We start from the raw sequence: 21,152 nt of genomic DNA on the forward strand, positions 1-21,152 counted from the left end.
TGGCGACTGTAACGAACCGAGATCGAGCCGCACCGGCATTGTCGACATCCTGCGCCGGGTCGGGCGCAGGGCAGCGCGCGGCGAGTCCGTGGCGAAGTGCCGAGCGCTTGGGGCTGGTTGCGGCTCAGTCGGCGAAGGAGATCTCGGAGATGCGGCCCCGGAACGGGTTCGTCTCGCTGCAACCGTCGTCGGGCCCGAGTTGCTGGAGCAGGACGAGCACGTGGTCGACCGGTTGGCTCGGCAGGTTCGAGGTCAGCACCGACGCTTCGCTGCCGAACTGGCTGTCGTACTCGTCGCCCCACCCGTCGAAGGTCTCAGGGACGTCGTTGCCGACCGCACCGTAGAAGTTCACGATGTAGTTGTTGCTGGCCACGTCGACACGCAACGGACGGGCAATCGGCGTGTCGAAGCTGACGACGATGCCGACGCCGTTCTTGGCACCCATGAACTCGTTGGAGTAACACGACGTGCGCCAATCGGTCGACGGATCACCGTCGGTCACGAACTCGAGGGTGGCGTCTTCTTCCTGGAGATCGCCGTCGGGGTCGAAGGTGGCCGTTGCGATGATGCTGGCGTCGCTCGGATCGATCGTCGGCTCGCTCCCGTCGACGTCCGCCGTGTCCGCGTCGGCTGCTGGCGCAGACGCCTCGGTGCCGGCTTCAGTGCCAGTATCGGTGCCGGTGCCGGTGCCCGTGCCCGTGCCGGTTGCGTCGGCGGTCGGCTCGACCTGGTTCGGCAGGGCCGTGGTCGGCGCGGAGGACTCACCGCCACCGAAGGTCAGCGTCGCCCACAGCACGGCGGCGACGGCGAGTGCCACGATGATCAGTCCACCGACGACGAACATCGATGGAGCATGGCGCTGGCCGAATTCTCTGGCTGGAGCGCCTCGCAGCGGGTGTCCGCTCGGCGGCGTGTCGTCAGCGCCGCGACCGCTGCCCGCGACAGCACGGCGGGCCTCGGCGACACCGGTTGCGGCGCTGGCTGCGACACGGTCGTGGCGCCCAGACGTGACCGAGGTGGCGGGTGTGGTTGCGGCGCTGGTGCCCGGTGTGGTCGGTTTGGTGGTCGGTTTGGTGCCGGGTGTGGGGGCTGGCGTCGTCGGCGTGCGCCCGGTGATGTGTGGCGGCTCGCCCGGGATGGCGACGCGTCCGGAATTGAGGATCGGATCGATCGGCTGTACGGGCTTGGCCGGCTCGGAGCCGAGCATGCTCGGATGCGGCGGTTCGCGTCGATCGTTCGGTCGGCGCGTCGGGCGACTCGGCGCTTCACTTCGTTTCGTCTTGCCGCGCGGTGGCGTCGGTGTGCGAGCGCCTCGTCCACGATCGTTGGAACGGCCGCGCAGATCGGACGGCGCACGCATGAGGCGTCCGGCAGAGAATGGCGCGACCGGTGACCGCTCGTCGTTCGTGGCGTCGATCTCGGGTGGCCCTTCGGCGGCTGCGGCCTTGAGCTCAGCGATGAGTTCGGCGCCCGTCGACGGGCGATGGTCAGGGTTGCGGGCCAGCAGATCGTGGATGACGTTGACGAGGCGGGTCGGCAGTGTGGCCCGTAGTCGAGCGAGATCGGTCGGATCGCGCTGGAGGCGGGCGAGGGCGGTATCGGCATCGGACTCGCCGAGAAACGGCACGCGCCCGGCGAGACACTCGTACAGGACGAGTCCGAGCGAGTACAGGTCGGCGCGTCCGTCGAGTTTCTTGCCGCGGACCTGTTCGGGCGACAGGTACTTCGCCGTGCCCATCATGATGTTGTCGCTCGTCAGGTCGTCGCCGGAGTCGCCGTGGAGGCCCTTGGCGATACCGAAGTCGGTGAGGAGCACGCGCCCGTCGGGCGTGATCATGATGTTGCCGGGCTTGACGTCACGATGGACGAAGCCGGCCTGATGCGCGTGATCGAGCGCGGCGGCGACGGCCGACCCGATGTGGCAGGTGAGCTCGGGGCTGAGCCGCTTCTGGGTGTCGAGCAGTTGTCGCAAGCTCTTGCCGTCGACGAGTTGCATCACGACCGCCTGGCGACCGTCCTGTTCGAATACGTCGTACACGGCGACGATGTTGGAGTGGTCGAGGCTGGCCGCTGCCTTGGCTTCTCGGCGGAACCGTTCGGCGACGATCTCGTCGGTCGCGAGGCTCGGCTTCAGCCATTTGACGGCGACGCGACGATCGAGTGTGAGGTCGGTCGCCAGCCAGACTTCGGCCATTCCACCTTGCGCGAGCCGTCGCTGAAGTTCATAGCGCCCGGCAATGATCGTCGAAGAAGGCGCAGACATACGGCGTCGACAAAGCTAGTTGGACCTCGCGGCGATCCGAGTGCATCTTGGCGAGACACGCCGTGCGGGACCGGTGTTCGGCGCGGTGCGATCAGGTGCGTTCGTGGAACGCGACGCCGATCGTGCCCGGTCCGCCGTGGCTGCCGATGACCGGGCCGATCTCGCCGACCACGATCTCGCCGTCGTAGAACGGCTGCAACATCTCGACGAACTCGTCGACGTCGGAGCAGTCGGCGTGGAGGACGGCGAGGTCGTCGATGCGCCCCTGGTAGCTGCTGACCTTGTCGACGAGGTGCTTGAGCGCCTTGGAGCGGGTGCGCTGCTTGCCGCCCTGTTCGACGATGCCGTCGACGACCTCGATGATCGGCTTGATCGACAGTGCGGTCGCCAGCAGCGCCTTTGCGTTGCCGATCCGGCCGCCCTTCTTCAGGTTCTCGAGTGTGTCGAGGGCCCCGATCACCCGTGTGCGTTGGGCGAGATCGGTCGCGAGCGCCTCGACCTCGTCGACCGTCGCGCCGTCACGGGCGGCTCGGGCGCTCGCGAGCGCGATCGTTCCGATCCCCAGCGTGACGGTGCGGCTGTCGACCACGCGGATGTCGACGTCGACGCTGTCGTCGGCGGCGATCGTGCGGGCGGCGAGCTCGGCGCTCTGGATGGTCGCGGACAGCGCACCTGACAGCGAGACGACGACGATGCCCGTGGTGCCCTCCGCGGCGAGCCGGCGGTACACGGTTTCGAACTGTCCGGGAGCGGGTGCGGCGGTCTCCGGCAGTTCCGACGCGTTCGCGCACCGACTCCAGAACTCGGCGACGGTGAGCTGTTCTCGATCGATGAACTCTTCCGACCCGAATCGGATGCTGAGCGGCACGATCTCGATGCCGAGTTCGTCGGCCACCTCGGCGGGCAGATCGCAGGCGCTGTCGGTCACGATGCGTACGGAAGTCACGAGATGCCAGGTTACTGCCGCCGAGCGCTCACGGTCGCCGCCGAGCGCTCACGGTCGCCGGTGAGTAGCCCGGCAAGTAGCCCGGCAAGTAGCCCGGCGAGTCGCCGGCTCAACTGGTGGTGTCGGTGCCCTCGAGCCGAGCGGCACGGCGACTGCGCCAATTGCTGAACCACCACGTCAACAGCACCAGGGCGAGACCGGCGGTGAGCACCTGCCCGAGTCCGGTGAGTGCGTTCACCCGGGCGGTCAGCGTGACGGTGTCGGTGAGACGCAACTGACCGTCGGGCGTGAACAGATCGACGAGCACGGCCGAGGTGCCGTTGGTGCGGGCCACCACCGGCACCTTCACGGTGGTGACGTCGTCGGCGGCGAGCGTGACGATCTGATCACCTGCCGGGAACGTGAGTCGAGGCGAGTCGAGACGAAGCAGCACCTGCAGCGGCTCGTCGCGAGTGTTGCCGATCCGGAGGTCGATCTCGCCGTCGTTGCCGGTGAGTGTGAACGAGATCGGCTCGGGGGGCACGATGCCGGACCGGATCGCGTCGGCTTCGGCGACGATGCCGTCGATCGCTGCGTCGACCTGTTGGTCTTCGTAGGCCGTCGAGACGAACGAGTCGAGTTCGCGGTTCCATCGGCTCGGCCGTTCGTCGTCGGGCAGCATGGACGCGACGCTCTCGAGCCCGAGTTGGGTCAGCGCGATGCGTTCGAGCCGCTCGGCCAACGATGGACCCGCAGCTTCGGGGAATTGCAGGTCGGCGTCGACGCCTTGGCGTTCGGTGACGCCGACGAGTTCGGTGGCGGGCGTGAATCGAATGGCGTCGGTGGTCGACGACAGTCGTTCGAGTTCGGAGAGCAAGCGCATGTCGAAGGGCCCGAAGTCGGGCGTTGCGATGATGCGGCTGCGTTCGTCGTCGCGCTCGGAGAACGGCGCGGTGTATTGCTGAAGGCGAATCGTCGCCAGCGTCTCGATCGCCCATTCCGTCGCGCTGCGCTCGGCGAGGATGGCATCGCTCGCCTCCCTGGTGAATGCCGCGCCGAGGTCGTCGATGAGCAGGATCGGCATCGTCGCCCCATCGCGGAGATCGATCTCGACGAACCGGTCGGTCGACGGTGCCACGTCGGAGATCGACTGGGCGAAGAGGTCGGGCGTCATCACGAGGTAGCGCACTCCGAGATCACGCAGCACGGTCGCCGCGTCGGTACTGATCGGTGAGGTCACGAGCCAGACGTTGCGGCGGACGTCGGTGCTGGGAAGCGCTGCTTCGAGCAGGTCCTGGCCGCTGGCGAGCTGGCGAACGAACGCGTCGACGCGGTTGACCGCTGCGGCCGAGGAGATGTCGAACGGCGTCGCTGGCGCTGCGATGAGTTCGTCATCGTCGAGCGCGTCGGGCAGGTTGTTCGCCGTGCTCGCTTCGGTCGCGAGTCGAGCGATGTTCGGGGGAACGTCGAGCGTCAGGCTCGTGTCGAGTTCGAGTGCGACACTGGCGAGTGCGTCGAGCCGTTCGATGCCGGCCTCGATCTCGGCGAGGGTGCCGTTGGGGCCCGGGTCGGTGATCGCCGCGAGGGGAGCGAGATCGATCGGTGGGACGCGGTCATCGCGAGGGTCGCGTCGGTCGACGACGGTGGCGTGACTGGCGACGACCTGGTCGGCCACCTTGAGTTCGACGATGAGCGGGTGGAGCCCGTCGTCGTTGAACTCGAGGAGATCGGCTTCGGAAGGAGCCTGGTCGGTGGGAATCGACAGTCGCAACACGGCGGATTCGGTGCCGTCGTTCGAGGTGCCGTCGTTCGAGGTGCCGTCGTTCGAGGTGATGGTGATGTCGGGTCGCACGTCGGCGATCAGCACACCGTCGATGTTGGGCGGAAGGAGTCGACGCGGTGGCGCGTCGGGCCCGACGATGCGAAGCAGGGTGGTGAGGTCGTCGACCGGGGCATAGTTCGCGACGGCGATGCTGAGCGCCAATGGTTCCGGCGGCATCAGGGTCGTCTCAGGTGGCGGCGCGCTGGTCGGCGGTGCGGCGGGTGGCGTTGCGGCGGGTGGCGGTGCGGCGGGCGAGTCGCCCGACTCGGGCGCCGGGGTGGTCGACGTGGTCGTGGTGGTGGTCGACGTGGTCGTGGTGGTGGTCGTGGTGGTGGTGGTCGTCGTCGGCGGGACGAGTTCGGCAACCGCTTCGAGATCTCCGGTGAGCCGATACGTGAGTTCGATCTCGCCGCCGGGCGCGAGATCGAAGCGTTGATCGATCAGCGTCATCTCGATCTCGCCATCCGCCAGCACGGTCGGCTCGCCGGTGGAGTCATCGGTGGCATCGTCGGACTGGGCGCTCGCTCGGTGGCCGACCGGAACGGCGAGCACCGTCACGGCGACGGCGAGCACGAGCGCAAGCGTCGAGACTGCGCCGAAGCGTTGCAACGATCGTGGTGTCGGTCGCGTGAGTTGGCCAGGGTCCATCATCGTCGTCGTTCCAGCACGACGAGGTGTTCGTGGCGACGGGTGAAGCCGAGCGACTCGTACAGCCGGAGCGCTCGGTCGTTGTCGATGCCGGTGTTGACCAGCGCGTTCGTGGCGCCCCGACGGCTCAACCATCGCAGGGCGTCGCCGACGAGCACACGACCGGCGCCGCGACCCTGCCACGCCGAGCGAACCGCGAAGCGTTGGAGGTACCCGGTCGAGCCAGCCTTACCGGTGAGTGCGAACCCGATCGGTTCCCGGCCGTTCAGGAGCACCCGAGCGTGTGCGGTCGGCGTCGCGCGGCGGATCTCGTCGAGTGACGCGGCGTCGTTCTGCCAGCCTGTCTCGAAGGCATCGATGTCGATGTCGGCGGCGGTGTCGAGGTCGCGGGCACGCATCCGTCGCAGGCGGAACGCTCGCTGCGACGGCGCCGTACCGGTGCTGCCGGACCCTCGCTGCCACGGCGACGAAGCGAGTCTCGGCACCTGCGGCATCGATTCGGTCGGGTCGAGTCGACGCTCGAGCAGGATCAGACGATCGATCGGCACGAAGTCGCGCTGTACGAACGCTTCGGCTGCTGCGGGAAACAGGGCGCCGGTGCGGATGGTACGGATCGAGTGGTCGTTCGGTGCCGCCTCGACCGCTCGGTCGATCCAGGTGTCGACGTCCGACACCGTCGGGACCATGCCGACGTCGAGCAGAACGAGGTGCGCAACGGTGGGATCGTGCGGCCATGGTCGGATGTCGACCCGACTGGTCGTGTGCACTGCCTCTTCCACTCGCACGAATGTACGTGACCTGCCCTGTCGACCGCAGGCGCGACGGAAAGGGGTCGCCGCACGCGTCGGCCCGGCAATACGCTGGACGGTGTGATCCCCGAGCGTTTCGAACCGGTCTTGCGCGAACTTCAACCGCTGGCCGACCGATTCCGCGCCGCCGGTCACCGTTTGTATCTCGTGGGCGGAACCGTCCGGGATCTGCTCCTCGCCGACGGCAAAGCGGATTTCGACCTCGACCTGACGACCGACGCGCGACCCCCCGAGATCAAGGCGTGCCTGGAAGGCTGGGCCGACGCGATCTGGACCCAAGGCGAGAAGTTCGGCACGATCGGGGCGAACAAGCACAACGAGGCGACCGGCGAGACGCGGCCCTACGAGATCACGACGTTTCGCGCCGAGGCGTACACCGATGACTCGCGCAAGCCCCACGTCGTGTTCGCGGACGAGATCGAGGCCGATCTCTCCCGCCGCGACTTCACCGTGAACGCGATGGCGCTGTCGCTGACCGGCGACACCGAGATGCCGACGCTCGTCGACCCCTTCGACGGTGCCATCGACCTCGTGCAGCGCGTGTTGCGCACTCCGCTCGGCCCCGAAGTGAGCTTCAGCGACGACCCGCTGCGCATGCTGCGCGCCGCCCGATTCATCGCCCGCTACCAGTTCGAGCCGACCGCGGAGTTGGTCGCTGCGGTGACGGCGATGGCGCCGCGTCTCGAGATCGTGTCGGCCGAGCGGATCCGTGACGAACTCGACAAGCTGATCGTGGTCGATCATCCGGCTGCAGGGTTGTGGTTCCTCGTCGACACGGGGCTCGCCGACCAGTTCCTGCCGGAGCTGCCGAACATGCGCTTGGAGCACGATCCGATCCACCGCCACAAAGACGTCTTGACCCACTCGATCGCGGTCGTGGAGAACGTGCGGCCTCCGTCGGCGCATCCGGCGATCGTGAGCGGCGAGCGGGACTCGTTCGACTTCCGGATCACGCGCCTCGCGGCGCTGTTCCACGACATCGGCAAGCCCAAGACCCGCGGCTACCTGCCGGGTAAGGGCACCACGTTCCACCATCACGACGCTGTCGGTGCGCGGATGACGAAGAAGCGCATGACGGCACTGAAGTACTCCAACGCCGACATCGACGCGGTGACCGAACTCGTGGCGCTCCACCTGCGATTCCACACCTATTCGATGGGGTGGTCGGACTCGGCGGTGCGACGTTACGTACGTGACGCGGGTCCGTTGCTGACCGAACTCAACGTGTTGACCCGCTGCGACTGCACCACACGCAACGAAAAGAAGGCGGTTCGTCTGTCGCGTCGTATGGACGAACTCGAAGCACGAATCGACGAGTTGGCCGAGGCCGAGGAGTTGGCGTCGCTGCGTCCCGAACTCGACGGCAACCAGGTGATCGAGCACCTCGGGATCGCGCCGGGCCGCGAGGTCGGCGAGGCGATGAAGTTCCTGATGGAGATCCGGCTCGAAGAGGGCCTCATCGGCGACGCGGAGATCCGCAAACGGCTCGACGAGTGGCACGCGGCGCGCTGACGGCGCGTGCTGAGAGAGGGTCCGCCCGCCGACCGAGGCGTCGTTCTAACGTCGTGGGGTGCAATCGACGGCGGTGATCCTGGTGGTGGCGTTCGCCGTCGTCGCCGTGCTCGCGATCGTCGTCGTCACACTCGATGCTCGCCGCGTCCGGCTGCGTCTGCAGGCGGCGATGGCCGAGACCGACGCGACCCATGCCGGCGTCCGGCGCCTGCTCGACGACCTCCCCGACGCCGTGCTTCGCCTCGATCACGACGGACGCGTCGTGTCGGCCAACGCGCGAGCGGCAGCGCTCACCGGCCGGGCCGAGGACGCGCTCGTCGGCAGGTCCTTCCTCGGGATGGTCGGCACCGACGACCAAGTCGACATCTCCGATCGTTGGGAGCGCATCAACCCTCGTGACGGCGGCGACCCGCGCATCGAACCCATGAGCAGCGAGACCGGTGTGTTCGAACTGCTCGACGCCGCCGGCGCGTCCCACCTCGTCGAGGCGACCCTGCATCGGCCGGCCAGGTATTCCCTCGAGGCGGCGCCGCCGGGCCTGATCGTGCTGTTGCGCGATGTCACCGATCGCGAGCGGGGCACCGAAGCACTCGAGGCGGCGCGCCGACGCTTCCAGCTCGCGTTCCATTCGGCCCCGACCGGGATGGCGCTCGTGCGACTCAGCGACAATCGGATCATCGACGCGAACCAGTCGCTCGCCGACATGCTCGACCACTCGCGCCGCTACCTCGTCGGACGTTCGATCCGTGACATCACCCATCCCGACGACCTGCGCGCGGCCGCCGCCGAGCGCGCTCGGATCGAACTCGGTATCGACGACGGCTACCGGATCGAGCAGCGCTACCTGCGTCGCGACGGTGACTACATCTGGGCGAAGACGCAGGTGTCGGTCACCGAGGACGACGGCGTGTCGTTCGCGATCACCCACATCGAAGACGTCACCGAGCAACGGCGTGCCGTTGCCGACCTCGCGCACGCGGCGACGCACGACGAACTGACCGCGCTGCCCAACCGTTCCGCGCTCGTCGCCCGACTCGACGCCGTGCTCGCGAGCGCCCGGGTCGACGAGGTCGCCGTGTTGTTCCTCGACCTCGACAACTTCAAGGTCGTCAACGACAGCCTCGGCCACAGCGTCGGCGACGAACTGCTGCGGCACGTGGCGAGTCGATTCCGATCGGTGATGCGAGACGGCGATCTGCTCGCTCGGTTCGGTGGCGACGAATTCGTCGTGTTCGTCGACGGCACGTCTCGCGGTGACACCGATGGCGACCCCGACGCGCCGTCAGCGCTCGACCCGGCGAAGGTGGCGCGTCGACTGCAGCGCTCGGTCGAGGACGCGGTCACCATCGATGGTCACGAACTGGTGGTGACCACGTCGATCGGCTATGCGACCAATGCGCGGCTGGCCATGTCGGCCGACGAGTTGTTGCGCAACGCCGACGCGGCGATGTATCTCGCAAAATCCGGAGGGCGCGACCGGATCGAGGCGTTCACCGACGCACTCCGTAGCTCGACGATGTCATCGCTACAGAACGCCAACGACCTCCGTCGGGCGTTGTCGGCGAACGAGATCGTGCCGTACTTCCAGCCGATCGTCGACCTGCGGTCCGGGCAGGTCGCCAGCTACGAGGTGCTCGTGCGCTGGTTGCATCCCGAACGCGGACTGCTCGGCCCCGGTCATTTCCTGCCGATCGCGGAGGCGAGCAGCCTGATGGCCGAGATCGGCGAGCTGATGCTGCGCGACGCACTGGCACAGCTCGCCCACTGGCGAGCGACGGGCGACCCGGCAGGCGACCGCGCGGTCTCGGTGAATCTCGCCGCCCAGCAACTCGGCGATCCGAACTTCGTCGCGATCGTGCGCGACGCGCTCGGCACGAGTGGCATCGAGGCCGATTCTCTGTGGTTCGAGATCACCGAGACCGCGCTGCTCACCGACGTCGACGCGGCGTCGGCGGCACTGCGCGAACTGCGCGGTCTGGGAGTGCATCTGTCGGTCGACGACTTCGGTACCGGCTACTCGTCGCTGACGTATCTGAAGCGCTTCCCGGTGGAGGCGATCAAGGTCGACAAGTCGTTCGTCGACGGGCTCGGCATCGAGGTCGACGACTCGTCGATCGTCGACGCCGTGATCCGCCTCGGTCACTCGCTCGGCCTCACGGTGATCGCCGAAGGCGTCGAGACCCCACTGCAGCTCGCACAGTTGCGCGAGCTCGGTGCCGACAAGGGCCAGGGATACCTGTTCGGTCGGCCGGCTCCGGCCCGCCTGCTCAGCGTCGGCGCCGGCGTCTCCGTCGAGAGTTGACCCGCGTCGAGCGCTGACTCGCTCGGTTCAGGAGCCTTCCTTGCGGGCGCGCAGCACCAGCGTGGTGGGGATCGGCTCGGTCGGCGACACGCCGAGTTCCTTCACCTGGTCCACCCGGAAGTTCGAGCGGCCGAGCGCGGTGAACCAATCGCCGATCGTGCGCGCGTTGGCACCGTACGGATGGCCGGCGTTGACCTGAGCGAACGGATGCGGCAGCGCGATCACGAACGACATCGATGGCTTCAGGATCCGATGGACCTGGCGCAACAGCCGGCCGAGGTCGGCGACATCGTCGATGGTGTGCGAGGCCACGACGACATCGACCGTCGCTGATGTGATCTGCCCGAGGTCGGCGAGATCACCGTCGAGGCACTGCACGGTGAGACCGGCGTCGTCGGCACGTCGTCGTAGCTCCGCGATGCGTTCCGGGTCGGGGTCGACGGCGATCGCTTTGGCTCCCGCAGCGGCGAACTCGAGGGAGTTGAACCACTCCGACACGCCGAGTTCGACGGCACGCTTCGCGCCGCTCACATCACCGCAGAGCTTGAGTTCGTCGTCCCCCGGGACGTCGGTGCCGTAACTGATGTTGGCTGCCACGGTGAACAGTCTGCCGTGCCGCCATTCGGCCGTGGTCGATAGTCGGCTCGAACGGGTGTGGTCGTGTCGCCGCGGGGCCCTCGGTTCGTGACCGCGACGTGGACACCGTTGCCACGGTGGCGGTGTCGGTGCGACCCTCCTCGGTCGTGATCTCAGCGGTTGAGTGGGGTGTAGTTCGCGCAGGTGGTGTTGCCGCACACGGCGACGCGGAGGTCGCCGTTGCTGTTGTCGAGGTGGGCGATGACGGGTCGGTCGTCGAGCCCGATCACGATCGACGTGTACCAGCCGACGCTGTTGGCGGTGTCGAGGGGTGTGATGGTGGCGGTGGTGCAGGTGGGGTCGTCGCACGCGGCGACCTTCAAGTCGCCAAGGACGTTGTCGTAGGAGCTGATGATGGGGTTGCCGTTGGTGCCGATGGTGATCGACGTGTACTGGCCGACGTCGCCGGTGGTGTCGATGCTGGTGATGGTGGCGGTGGTGGTGCAGGTGGGGTTGTCGCACGCGGCGACCTTCAGGTCGCGGTTGACGTTGTCGTAGTAGCTGATGACGGGGTTGCCGTTGCTTCCGATGGTGATCGACGTGTACAGGCCGACGAAGCCGCCGCTGTCGAGTGTCGTGGTGGTGGCGGTGGTGCAGGTGGGGTTGTCGCACGCGGCGACTTTCAGGTCTCCGGGGGTGGCGTCCCAGTAGCTGATGATGGGGTTGTCGTTGGTGCCGATCGTGATCGACGTGAACCGGCCGACGTCGCCGGTGGCGTCGAGTGTGGTGGTGGTGGCGGTGGTGCAGGTGGGGTTGTCGCACGCGGCGACCTTCAGGTCGCGGTTGGTGAAGTCCCAGTAGCTGATGACGGGGTTGCCGTTGCTGCCGATCGCGATCGACGTATACGCGCCGACGTCGCCGGTGGCGTCGAGTGTGGTGGTGACGGTGGTGGTGCAGGTGGGGTTGTCACATGCGGCGACTCTGAGATCGCCGTTGCTGGCGTCGTAGTAGCTGATGATGGGGTTGCCGTTGGTGCCGATCGCGGTCGACGTGTACCAGCCGACGTCGCCGGTGGTGTCGATGCTGGTGAAGGTGTGACCCGTGTCGGTCCCACCGGCCGGTCCCGCAGGCCCGGTTGGCCCGGTCGGCCCGACGGGCCCCGTAGGCCCGTCAGCTCCGGTGGGTCCCGCAGGTCCGGCCGGTCCGATGGGTCCCGTAGGTCCGTCTGGTCCGTCTGGTCCGGTTGGCCCGTCTGGTCCGTCTGGTCCGGTGGGCCCGGCAGGCCCGGCAGGTCCGGTGGGTCCGGCAGGCCCGGTGGGTCCGGTTTGGCCGATGGTGGTGGAGGGTTGGTAGTAGCCGTTGATGTCGATGACGAGGTTGACGTTGCCGGAAGCGTTGTACGCGTTGAAGGTGCCGTCGGGGGCGAGGGGGATGTTGGCGGCGTTGGGGGTGGGGGCTTGGCCGGCGACGAAGTTGAGGTTGGCGGTGCCGGGGTTGGCAGCGTTGCCGGGGTAGAAGGTGAGGAATCCGCGTGCGGTCGGTGCGATCGCGACGGCGTTGGTGGCGATCGCTGTTGCGGTGGTCGGGATGGTGCAGGGTGAGTCGGCGTCGCTGGTTTCGTGGGCGTTGAAGGTGGCGGTTTGATCGTCACCGATCGGGGTGTCGCGTGGGCCGACGTTGAGTTCGCCGGGGCGGGTGTCGATGAGGCGACATGGTGTGATCGGCACGAACACGGTTTCTTGTGCGGCGGATTGTCCGTTGGCGATCTGGGTGCCGATGACGGCACCGGTGATGGTGAGTGCCGTGGCGGTGGCGATGGTGACGAGTCGGCGGTTCATCTCCCGATGTAATCACACCCCGTCGAGGCGGCAGTTCGGCGGGGCTCGTCCCGAGATGTGTGGGTCTGGCCGAGCCCGCGAGGCCGGAAGCGTCGACCGGTGTTCAGGGACGTGTTCGCGTCGCGAACGGGACGATGCAGGCGATCGCGAGCTGGACCGACCCGGCGACGACGAAGACGGTCGGGACCGACGTGGCGGCAGCGAGGAAGCCGCCAGCGAGCGCGCCGAGTGGCATCGCGAGGAAGACGAAGAACGAATAGCTCGCAGTGACGCGTCCGAGCAGGTGATCGGGGATCATCCGCTGGCGCAGCGCCAGCGTGAGGACGTTCCAGACGACGACGGCGCCCGAATCGATGGCGGTGAGCAGCCCGACGAGGACGACGACCTGCGTCGTGCCCGTCGCCGCGATGGCGACCGCGCTGATCACGACCACGGCGGTGAGGACGAGGGGCAACGGGGTCGTGCGGAAGCGTTGCGCCAGTACGGACCCGATCACGCCGCCGATCGCCGACGGGACCAGCAGCAGGCCGAACCCCAGTGCGCCGAGCCCGAGCGTGTCGCGAGCGAGCAGGACGAGTACGGAGTTGAACATCATGTTGACGAAGCCGAGCACCGTCGACAGCAACGCCAGATTGCGAAGCAGGCGGTGTTGCCAGAGCCACGCCATGCCGTCCTTGATCTGGCCGGCGAAGCTTCGGCCGACGTCGGATGCTTGCTTTTCGGGACGGAATTTGCCGGGAATGGACGCAGCCAGGATCGCCGCGATCAGGAAGGTGCCGGCATCGGCGCCGAACGGCACCGCGATCGCCGTCGCGAACAACACACCGCCGAGGGGCGGACCGATCAGCGAGCCACCGATGAGGAACGTGGAGGCCATGATCCCACCGGCGCGTTCGAGCTGATGGTCCTCCACCAGCGACGGCACGAGTGCCCGGGTCGCGTTGTCGACCACGACCTCGGCGGCCGAGATCACCAGCGTCACCGCGAACAGGATCACGATCGACGCCTGGTCGAGAACGATCAGCAGTGTGAAGAGTGCGACGGCGATGAAGCGCAGCGCGTCGAGTCGCACTCGAAGCCAGCGACGGTCGAGGCGGTCGCTGGCGACGCCGCCGACGAGCGCGAACAGCAGGAACGGCAGTTGCTGGCAGACGGCGACCCCAGCGATCACCCGCGGATCGGTGCTGAGCTCGGTCGCGAGCAGGGGCAGCGCGGCGGCGCGCATGCCGTCACCGACGTTCGAGACACCGGATGCCGCCCAGAGCCGCCAGAAACTCGACGGCAGGCGCATGTCTGGCTCAGCGGTCAGATCGTCGATCGAAGTGTGGTCCACGATTCGTCCGGTCGGCGGGTGGCGGTGCTGTGGGTGAGGCCAGCCGACCGGGTCGATCAGCGAGTCCGAGTCGTTCGTCTGTGTCCAGACAGCAAAACGCCAGTGCCGGAGTGAACGTGTTCGCTCGACGGCACTGGCGTTGTGTGCGTGACCTCGAAGGTCAGCGGTGGTTCACCACCAGGAAACTCCACGACGTGTCTGCATGTTGTTCACCCTTCCTCTTGAATATGTCAGGACCCCCTCAAATTACCACGAAGCGTGGTGAAGGTCCAGAGATTTTCTCGCGAATGCCGTCAGTTCAACCGCCACAAGACGCGACGCGGCGACGCACCGTGGTGGAAGGAGATGACGCGAGCCGCTCGTTGACCGGCCGGTCGGAGCGAGCACTGGCGGCCGCCGGGCTACGCTCACTCGCCATGGCTTTCACCGCCGGAGCGATTCGAGGGGTCGATGGCGCTCGCGGCATCGTCGATCATCGGCTCGCGCGCCGGATGTTGATCGCCGAGGTTCGTCGTGGACGCGTGCCGATGGACACCGTGTGCGACGCCCACCCCGAGTTGATCCGTGCGGCCCGCAACGTCGGCACCGAGACCTCGACCATCTGCCCGATCTGTGAAGAGGTCAACCTGCGTCTGGTCACCTACGTCTTCGGGCACGGCATCGGACCGCAGGGACGCTGCGTGTCGACGGCCAAGGAGATGCGCAGCCTCAACGCTCGCCCGGAGGACCTCAACGCGTACGTCGTCGAGGCCTGCACCGAATGCCGCTGGCATCACCTCCTGCGGGTGTTGCCCGTCGGCGGCCGCTCCAGGTGACCCGCGCCCGCGCGGCCGGTCGCGCGCTCGTCGCGCTGTTCGCGGTGTCGCTCGCTACAGCGGCCTGCAGCAGCGACACCGTCGACGACACGACCGCTGCGAGCGTCGCGGAGACCGCGACTGACACGATGGCTGACACGATGACTGACACGATGACTGACACGATGGCTGACACGGTCGGTTCGGACTCCGCTGCGCAGCCCGATCCGGAGTCGACCACGACGTCGATGCCCACAGCGAAGCCCGAGGTCGTGACCCGTTCGCCAGACGCCGTCGGCGAGGGCGTGCGGCCCGAAGGGTTCGGCACCACGTTGGTGCGGATCACCGCGGCCGACGGCACCGTGTGCGACGTGTGTCTGTGGCATGCGCGCGACTCGGCTCAGCGCGGTCGCGGGCTGATGGGGGTGACCGATCTCGGTGAACCGGTGGGCATGGCGTTCACGTGGGACGACCCGCTCGAAGGCGCCTTCGTCATGATCGGCACGCCGACGCCGTTGTCGATCGCCTGGTTCGCGGCCGATGGTTCCCACGTCGCCGAGACCGACATGGAACCGTGCCTGATCGACGACACCGCCGCGTGTGAGCGCTATCGGCCCGACGGCAGCTACACGTTGGCGATCGAGATGTTCCAGGGTGAACTCGCCAAGGTCGGCATCGGCCCCGGATCACGCGCCGAGATCCTGCGGCTCGTCGAACCGGGTGCCGAGGCGATCTGCCCGCTGCTCGACTGACACGGCCCGGCGACATCCCTGAACGCCATCGCCGGGCCCGAGTCGGCGTCGTGAGCGACGTCAGCTCTCGTCCGGGGAGACGCTGCTGTGCACCGTGGCGGTGGCATTCGCCGAGTCGTCGACCTCGATGTCGTAGACGTCGTGGATCAGCAGCCCTGCGAACTCGCCGGTTCCGGGTCGTACGCCGACCGCCCGAAACGTGCTGGCATCGCTCGCGATTCCGGAGAACAGGAAGCCGTTGTCGTTCGTCGCGACGACGAACGACGTCATGTCCGATCGGCTGCCGATCGGTTCGCCGTCGGTGCTGAAGAGCCGCGTGTCGAAGGTCTGCGGCGCAGGCACGAAGCGCTCGTCGTCACCGGTGAACGTGCATGCCTGTTCGATTCGTTGTTCGGCGACGTCCTGGCCGACGAACGTGGCTTCACACTCCATCGTCAGTTCGGCGCTCACCGCGCCCGGCTCCGAGCCGCCACGCGGTTCGAGGTCGGGTTCGACGGTCCAGTCGACGAGCAGGTCGATGTCGTTCTGCGAGCGGATGAACGCGGTGATCGTCTCGCCGGCGTACCGGTCGGTGCCCGAGAACAGTCCCACCGCTCGGGTCACCGGGACGCCGGCGCGTGCGACGTCGACCGAATCCTCGTCGCCCGGCGCTGCGGCGCCAGGCGTGTAGGTGTAGCCGGCGCTGAGGTAGCCGTCGTCGTTGCGCACGGTGAAGGCGACCGTCGGTGCATCGGTCCGGTAGAGCTCGAGTGACAGCTCCTGGACCGGGTCGATCGGGAGCGGGTCTCCGGTGAGCGCGCAGCGCTGCGGAGCCGTACCGACGTCGTCGGCGGCGAACACCATCGTCTCGGTGACGTCGCACGTCATCGTGTACTGGCCCGATGCGATCGGTTCGACATCAGGCAGGACGTCGCCGCTCTGAGTCGTCGACTCGCTGTCCGGTTCGCCGTCTCGTTCGCCGTCGATCGGCGTGGGGTCGTCGCTCGGTGTGCTGGACACCGGCTGATCGGCTGGCAGGTTCTCGGCGGTGTCGCGGTTGGCGACGGCGACGAGTCCGCCGACCAGCGCGATCACGACGACCGAGGCGGCGACGAGCCACACGATGCGTGACCGATTCGTCGGGTCGTTGTCGTTCGGGGTGAGCATGATGACCTCCATGGTCGATGCGTCGGCCTGGTCGGCGACCCGTTGTCGGATCGACTCCCAAGCGGTGGGTGACGATGGAGATGCCTGATCCGCGATCTGGCTCAGGTCGCGTGCGACACGGTCGGTGAAGCGGGTCATGCGTCCAGTTCCTTTCTCAGTGCAGTGAGACCTCGGCGAAGATGCGACCGGACGGTCGACGCGGGTGTGTCGACGATCTTGGCGATCTCCGATGCGGTGTATCCGCTGTAGTACCGGAGTACGACGACGATTCGTTGATCTTCTGTCAGACGGCCCAGCACATCCCAGAGTTCGTCGGCGGTGGTGGCCAAGCCCGCCGGCGGCTCTGGTGGATGCAGCGCCATCACACGACGTCGCCGAAGTGCCGATCGGCATCGACTCACCACCGCAGTGCGCAGGTAGGCACCGGGCTGGCGGATCTCGCCGAGTCGTCGAGAGACCTCGACGAAACTGTCTTGGACGAGATCTTCGGCCTCGGTGTTGCATCCCACGAGTGTGTAGGCGAGTCGAACCATGCCGGTGTACTCGTCGGCGAAGAGCCGTTCGAGTGCATCGCGCTGTTCGGCGACCGTGTTCCCTTCGGCGTCGGTCGTGTGGCTCACGTTCCCCATCATCATCAACGGCGCACGACGGCCGCGAAGTGTTGCAGGGGATTCGACGAGGCGGGAACGGTGTGGAGGGAGGAGGCGGTCCGGGCAGGCCTGTCACGCGATCGACGCGATGGCGATAGCGTGGCGCAGTCCATATTGGCCCTGCCCCTCACGGGGCTGCCGCGATGCCTGCCATCACAAGCATCCGGTATCCGAAGGGAGGAAAAACACGTATGACACGTGCCTATGAATTGATGGTCATCATCGACGGAGATGTCGATGACCCCAAAGCCCAAGCCTGGCAGAAGAACGTGACCGACGGCGTCGAAGCCGCCGGTGGCAGCGTTCACGGCAAGATCGATTGGTGGGGCAAGCGCCAGTTCGCCTACCCCATCAACAAGAAGCCGGCTGGCTACTACCTGGTCGCGGAGATCGTGGCCGAACCGGGCGCACTCGACGAACTCGAGCGCACGCTCCGCCTCGCGGACGATGTCGTCCGTCACAAGCTCATCCGACTTCCGGACGCCGAGGCCGAGCGCCGCGGTATGGCGGTCGCCACTGCCTGAGCGCAGTGATGACCGGCATCGAGCCACCACGTACCAGCCACTACGTACCAGGGGAACACCATGGCAATGGACAACACCGTCACACTGATCGGAAACCTCACTCGCGATCCCGAACTCCGCTACACCACGGGGGGTCGTGGGGTCGCGAGTTTCGGACTCGCTGTCAACCGTCGCTGGCAACAGAACGGTGAATGGCAAGAAGCGGTTTCCTTCTTCAACATCGTCGCGTGGGGCGACCTCGGCGAGAACGCCGCGGCGAGCATGACGAAAGGCACCCGGTGCATGGTCACCGGTCGCCTCGAGCAGCGCTCCTACGACAACAAAGAAGGTCAGAAGGTCAACATCACCGAAGTGATCGCCGACGACCTCGGTCCCAGCTTGCGCTGGGCTCAGGCACAAGTCGAGCGAATCAGTCGTGATGCCGCACCGCAAGGTGGCGGGGGTGGCGGCGGAGCTGCCGCTGCACCCGATCCGATCTACGGCGACGAAGAGCCGTTCTGATCGATTGTCCGACGTCGAGGTGAGCGCCGCAGCGAGCGGTGCGACCTCCCCATCGAAACGACCAGTTTTCCAGTAAGGAACCAGCCACATGGCAAGTAAGAAGAACAAGGCCCGGTCTGCCCGGGACGCCAATCCACGTAAGTTCAAGAAGAAGACCAGCGTGCTCGTCATCGAGAAGGTGGAGTACATCGACTACAAAGACGTCGATCTACTCAGCCGCTTCATGAGCGACCGCGCGAAGATCAAGAACCGCCGAGTGGCGGGCAACGATCTGCAACAGCAGCGCGAAGTCGCCAACGCCGTCAAGGTGGCGCGCGAAATGGCGCTGCTTCCCTATGCCAAGCGCGTGGCGTCGACCCGCACCGGCGGGCGTCGCGGTGAGCGTGGCGAAGGCCGCGGTGAGCGCGACACGTCGAACAACGAGCAGGGCAACGACTCGTTGGATCTCGACGACGACGTGCTCGAACTCGACAACCAGGTCGAGGGCGCCGAGTCGGCCGACGGTGACGACGAGAGTGGGGAGGGCTGATCATGCAGGTGATTCTTCGTTCCGATCTCCCGGGTCTGGGACTGCGCGGCGACATCGTCGACGTGGCAGATGGCCACGCCCGGAACTTCCTGCTCCCCAAGGGTCACGCCATCAAGGCGTCGGCTGGGGCGATCGCGCAGGCCGCACGGATGCGTTCGTCGCGCGACGCCAAGGACCACCAGTCGCGTGAGGCCGCTACGGCGGTTGCCACCACGCTGGTGCCGAAGGTGATCACGATCACGGCCAAGGCGAGCCCCGAAGGCAAGCTCTTCGGTTCGGTCCACGCCGCTGACGTCGCCGAGGCGATCAAGGAGCAGACCGGGATCGAACTCGATCGCAAGGAGATCGAGATCGACGGCGTCAAGACGGTGGGCCAGCACTCGGCCACCGCATCGCTGCACGCCGACGTGTCGTTCCCGATCACGATCGAGGTCGTCGCCGCCGAGTGATCGGCGGTGGGCTCCTGGCCCGTTGATCCCGACAGGGTGCGCATCATGGGATGCGCACCCTGTCGTCGTTTTCGGCGACATCTCGTCGCTCTGCATCCCCGAGGAGCACGTGCTGGCGCACAACGTTGTCACAGGGCCGCGTCACACTGCAGGGTGTGCGGAGTCGTTGGTCGACCACATGGAGCGCGGTGATCCGCGCTGGGAGTTATCCACCGACGCGCCCCCGTCGTTTGTCCACACCCACCCGGTGTTTTCCACAGGAACGTCACAGGTGAACCCTGTGTCGGTCCACTGGCTATCGGCACTGGTTGCCCACAGGCCGCGCCTGGTTGAGTAGACCCCTCATGGCTGGCGACGAGAACTTCCCCATCGACTACGGCAACGGCGGCGGCCCGAGCGGCGGCGCGTCACGGCGCTTCTCGGCGTCCGGTGGCAGCGCTGGCCGTGTCCCGCCGCACAACTTGCAGGCCGAGGAATCGGTGCTCGGCGCGCTGCTGTTGTCGCGCGACGCGATCGGCGTGGTCGGGGAGGCCGGCCTCGGCCCACGCGATTTCTACAACCCAGGGAACCAGCACATCTTCGACGTCATCCGCTCGATCTATTCGACCTCGGGTCCGGTCGACATCGTCACCGTCGCCGACGAGTTGCGCAAGCACGGTCTGCTCGAGGAGATCGGTGGCATCGAGCGGTTGAGTGAACTGCAGAACGCAACACCGTCGGTGTCGGGCGCCGAGCATTACGCCAAGATCGTCATGGATACGGCACTGCTGCGCCGCCTGATCCACACGGCGAGCGAGATCACCGACATCGCCTTCAGCGAACCCGACGACGCCACGAAGGCGGTCGATCTCGCCGAATCGAAGATGTTCGAGGTCGCCGAAGACCGCAACGTCGACTCCACCCGCATCGTGCAAGACGTGCTCGCCGAGACCATGGAGCATCTCGAAGCGACCTACGAACGGGGCAACGACCTGACCGGCGTGCCGACCGGCCTCGACGATCTCGACGCGATCCTGCACGGGCTGCAACCCAACACGCTCAACATCATCGGCGCCCGTCCGGCCATGGGCAAGACGGCGCTCGGGCTCGGCATCGCCACCCACGTCGCCAAGTCCACGCATCTGCCCGTGGTCGTGTTCTCGCTCGAGATGGCCCACCTCGAACTCTCGCAGCGCATCCTGGCGAGCGAAGCACGTGTCGACTCGTCCAAGTTGCAGTCCGGGCGTCTCACCGAATCCGACTGGTCGAAGGTCGGCCTCGCCATCGGCCGACTCGAGGTGCCGCTGTTCCTCGACGACAACCCGCAGGTGACGGTCATGGAAATCCGGGCAAAGGCGCGGCGCATCGCCGCCCAGCACGGCGGCATCGGGCTGATCCTGATCGACTACCTGCAGTTGATGAGCGGTAGCGGTCGCCCTGAGAACCGCCAACTCGAAGTGAGCGAGATCAGCCGAAACCTGAAGGTCCTCGCTCGCGAGTTGAAGTGTCCGGTCGTGGCGCTGAGCCAACTGAGCCGAAACCTCGAAGCTCGTGCCGACAAGCGTCCGATGCTCGCCGACCTGCGCGAGTCCGGATCGATCGAACAGGACGCCGACGTCGTGATGTTCCTCTATCGCGACGAGGTGTACAACGACGATTCACCCGACAAGGGCATGGCCGAGTTGATCATCGCCAAGCACCGCGCCGGTCCGACCGGCAAGGCCCGCCTCGTCTTCCAAGGCCACTTCACCCGCTTCGACAACGCCGCCCGCAACATGTGAACGACAGAGTGGGTCAGAC

The 21,152-nt window shown here is 67.0% G+C and carries 17 protein-coding genes and 1 pseudogene; 9 read left to right on the forward strand and 9 right to left on the reverse strand.

Translation table 11 applies throughout. The features are described from left to right. Window positions 1-124: 124 nt before the first annotated feature. The 4 genes from ACE37B_RS20255 to ACE37B_RS20270 all read right to left on the reverse strand — a co-directional run bounded on the left by ACE37B_RS20255 (window position 125) and on the right by ACE37B_RS20270 (window position 6,437). Window positions 125-2,263 carry a protein kinase domain-containing protein gene (locus tag ACE37B_RS20255; protein ID WP_409925148.1) on the reverse strand — a complete coding sequence of 713 codons (2,139 nt, stop codon included), beginning with the start codon at window positions 2,261-2,263 and terminating at the stop codon, window positions 125-127. A 91-nt stretch (window positions 2,264-2,354) separates the two neighbouring features. Continuing rightward, a complete protein-coding gene (locus ACE37B_RS20260; protein ID WP_409925149.1) occupies window positions 2,355-3,209 on the reverse strand; it encodes a DegV family protein in 855 nt (284 codons plus the stop codon). Between the two features lie 109 nt (window positions 3,210-3,318). Beyond that, complete coding sequence (locus ACE37B_RS20265) at window positions 3,319-5,661, reverse strand: hypothetical protein (protein WP_409925150.1); 2,343 nt, start codon at window positions 5,659-5,661, stop codon at window positions 3,319-3,321. Then, window positions 5,658-6,437, reverse strand: a complete 780-nt coding sequence (locus tag ACE37B_RS20270; protein ID WP_409925151.1) for a GNAT family N-acetyltransferase — start codon at window positions 6,435-6,437, stop codon at window positions 5,658-5,660. Before ACE37B_RS20270 ends, ACE37B_RS20265 begins: the two co-directional genes overlap by 4 nt. A 93-nt stretch (window positions 6,438-6,530) precedes the next feature. On the opposite strand from ACE37B_RS20270, the gene ACE37B_RS20275 reads away from it, so the two are divergent. Further along, window positions 6,531-7,979 (forward strand): CCA tRNA nucleotidyltransferase, encoded by a 1,449-nt coding sequence (locus tag ACE37B_RS20275; protein WP_409925255.1) that lies wholly within the window; start codon window positions 6,531-6,533, stop codon window positions 7,977-7,979. 58 nt (window positions 7,980-8,037) lie between these two features. Beyond that, on the forward strand, window positions 8,038-10,281 hold the full coding sequence (locus ACE37B_RS20280; RefSeq protein WP_409925152.1) for a putative bifunctional diguanylate cyclase/phosphodiesterase: 2,244 nt from the start codon (window positions 8,038-8,040) through the stop codon (window positions 10,279-10,281). Between the two features lie 27 nt (window positions 10,282-10,308). Here the strand turns inward: ACE37B_RS20280 and ACE37B_RS20285 are convergent, their stop codons facing one another. The 3 genes from ACE37B_RS20285 to ACE37B_RS20295 all read right to left on the reverse strand — a co-directional run bounded on the left by ACE37B_RS20285 (window position 10,309) and on the right by ACE37B_RS20295 (window position 14,028). After that, window positions 10,309-10,878, reverse strand: coding sequence for a class I SAM-dependent methyltransferase (locus ACE37B_RS20285; protein ID WP_409925153.1), 570 nt, complete (start codon window positions 10,876-10,878; stop codon window positions 10,309-10,311). 152 nt (window positions 10,879-11,030) lie between these two features. Continuing rightward, window positions 11,031-12,695 carry a hypothetical protein gene (locus ACE37B_RS20290; RefSeq protein WP_409925154.1) on the reverse strand — a complete coding sequence of 555 codons (1,665 nt, stop codon included), beginning with the start codon at window positions 12,693-12,695 and terminating at the stop codon, window positions 11,031-11,033. Between the two features lie 103 nt (window positions 12,696-12,798). Further along, window positions 12,799-14,028, reverse strand: a complete 1,230-nt coding sequence (locus ACE37B_RS20295) for an MFS transporter (RefSeq protein ID WP_409925155.1) — start codon at window positions 14,026-14,028, stop codon at window positions 12,799-12,801. A 416-nt stretch (window positions 14,029-14,444) separates the two neighbouring features. On the opposite strand from ACE37B_RS20295, the gene ACE37B_RS20300 reads away from it, so the two are divergent. Continuing rightward, entirely contained in the window at window positions 14,445-14,843 is a 399-nt protein-coding gene (locus ACE37B_RS20300) for a DUF5318 family protein (protein ID WP_409925156.1), read from the forward strand. Between the two features lie 152 nt (window positions 14,844-14,995). Beyond that, a complete protein-coding gene (locus ACE37B_RS20305; RefSeq protein ID WP_409925157.1) occupies window positions 14,996-15,574 on the forward strand; it encodes a DUF192 domain-containing protein in 579 nt (192 codons plus the stop codon). Window positions 15,575-15,634: 60 nt separating this feature from the next. Here the strand turns inward: ACE37B_RS20305 and ACE37B_RS20310 are convergent, their stop codons facing one another. Beyond that, window positions 15,635-16,858 (reverse strand): hypothetical protein, encoded by a 1,224-nt coding sequence (locus tag ACE37B_RS20310; RefSeq protein WP_409925158.1) that lies wholly within the window; start codon window positions 16,856-16,858, stop codon window positions 15,635-15,637. Next, the gene (locus tag ACE37B_RS20315) at window positions 16,855-17,340 is read right to left on the reverse strand and encodes an RNA polymerase sigma factor (RefSeq protein WP_409925159.1); all 486 of its coding nucleotides are present in this window, start codon (window positions 17,338-17,340) and stop codon (window positions 16,855-16,857) included. Before ACE37B_RS20315 ends, ACE37B_RS20310 begins: the two co-directional genes overlap by 4 nt. A 221-nt stretch (window positions 17,341-17,561) precedes the next feature. Between ACE37B_RS20315 and rpsF the strand changes: the two genes are divergently transcribed. From rpsF to dnaB, 5 genes and pseudogenes are all read left to right on the forward strand, one after another. Next, a complete protein-coding gene (gene rpsF, locus ACE37B_RS20320) occupies window positions 17,562-17,894 on the forward strand; it encodes a 30S ribosomal protein S6 (RefSeq protein ID WP_409925160.1) in 333 nt (110 codons plus the stop codon). Window positions 17,895-17,954: 60 nt separating this feature from the next. Beyond that, a complete protein-coding gene (locus ACE37B_RS20325; protein ID WP_409925161.1) occupies window positions 17,955-18,395 on the forward strand; it encodes a single-stranded DNA-binding protein in 441 nt (146 codons plus the stop codon). An 88-nt stretch (window positions 18,396-18,483) separates the two neighbouring features. Continuing rightward, window positions 18,484-18,732, forward strand: a pseudogene (gene rpsR, locus ACE37B_RS20330) (30S ribosomal protein S18); the annotation flags it as partial. 194 nt (window positions 18,733-18,926) lie between these two features. Continuing rightward, window positions 18,927-19,373, forward strand: coding sequence for a 50S ribosomal protein L9 (rplI, locus tag ACE37B_RS20335; protein WP_409925162.1), 447 nt, complete (start codon window positions 18,927-18,929; stop codon window positions 19,371-19,373). Between the two features lie 344 nt (window positions 19,374-19,717). Beyond that, window positions 19,718-21,133: a replicative DNA helicase gene (gene dnaB, locus ACE37B_RS20340; protein ID WP_409925163.1), complete on the forward strand. Its 1,416-nt coding sequence runs from the start codon at window positions 19,718-19,720 to the stop codon at window positions 21,131-21,133. Window positions 21,134-21,152: the final 19 nt, after the last annotated feature.

The organism is Ilumatobacter sp. (genome assembly GCF_046290335.1).
GTDB lineage: Bacteria > Actinomycetota > Acidimicrobiia > Acidimicrobiales > Ilumatobacteraceae > Ilumatobacter_A.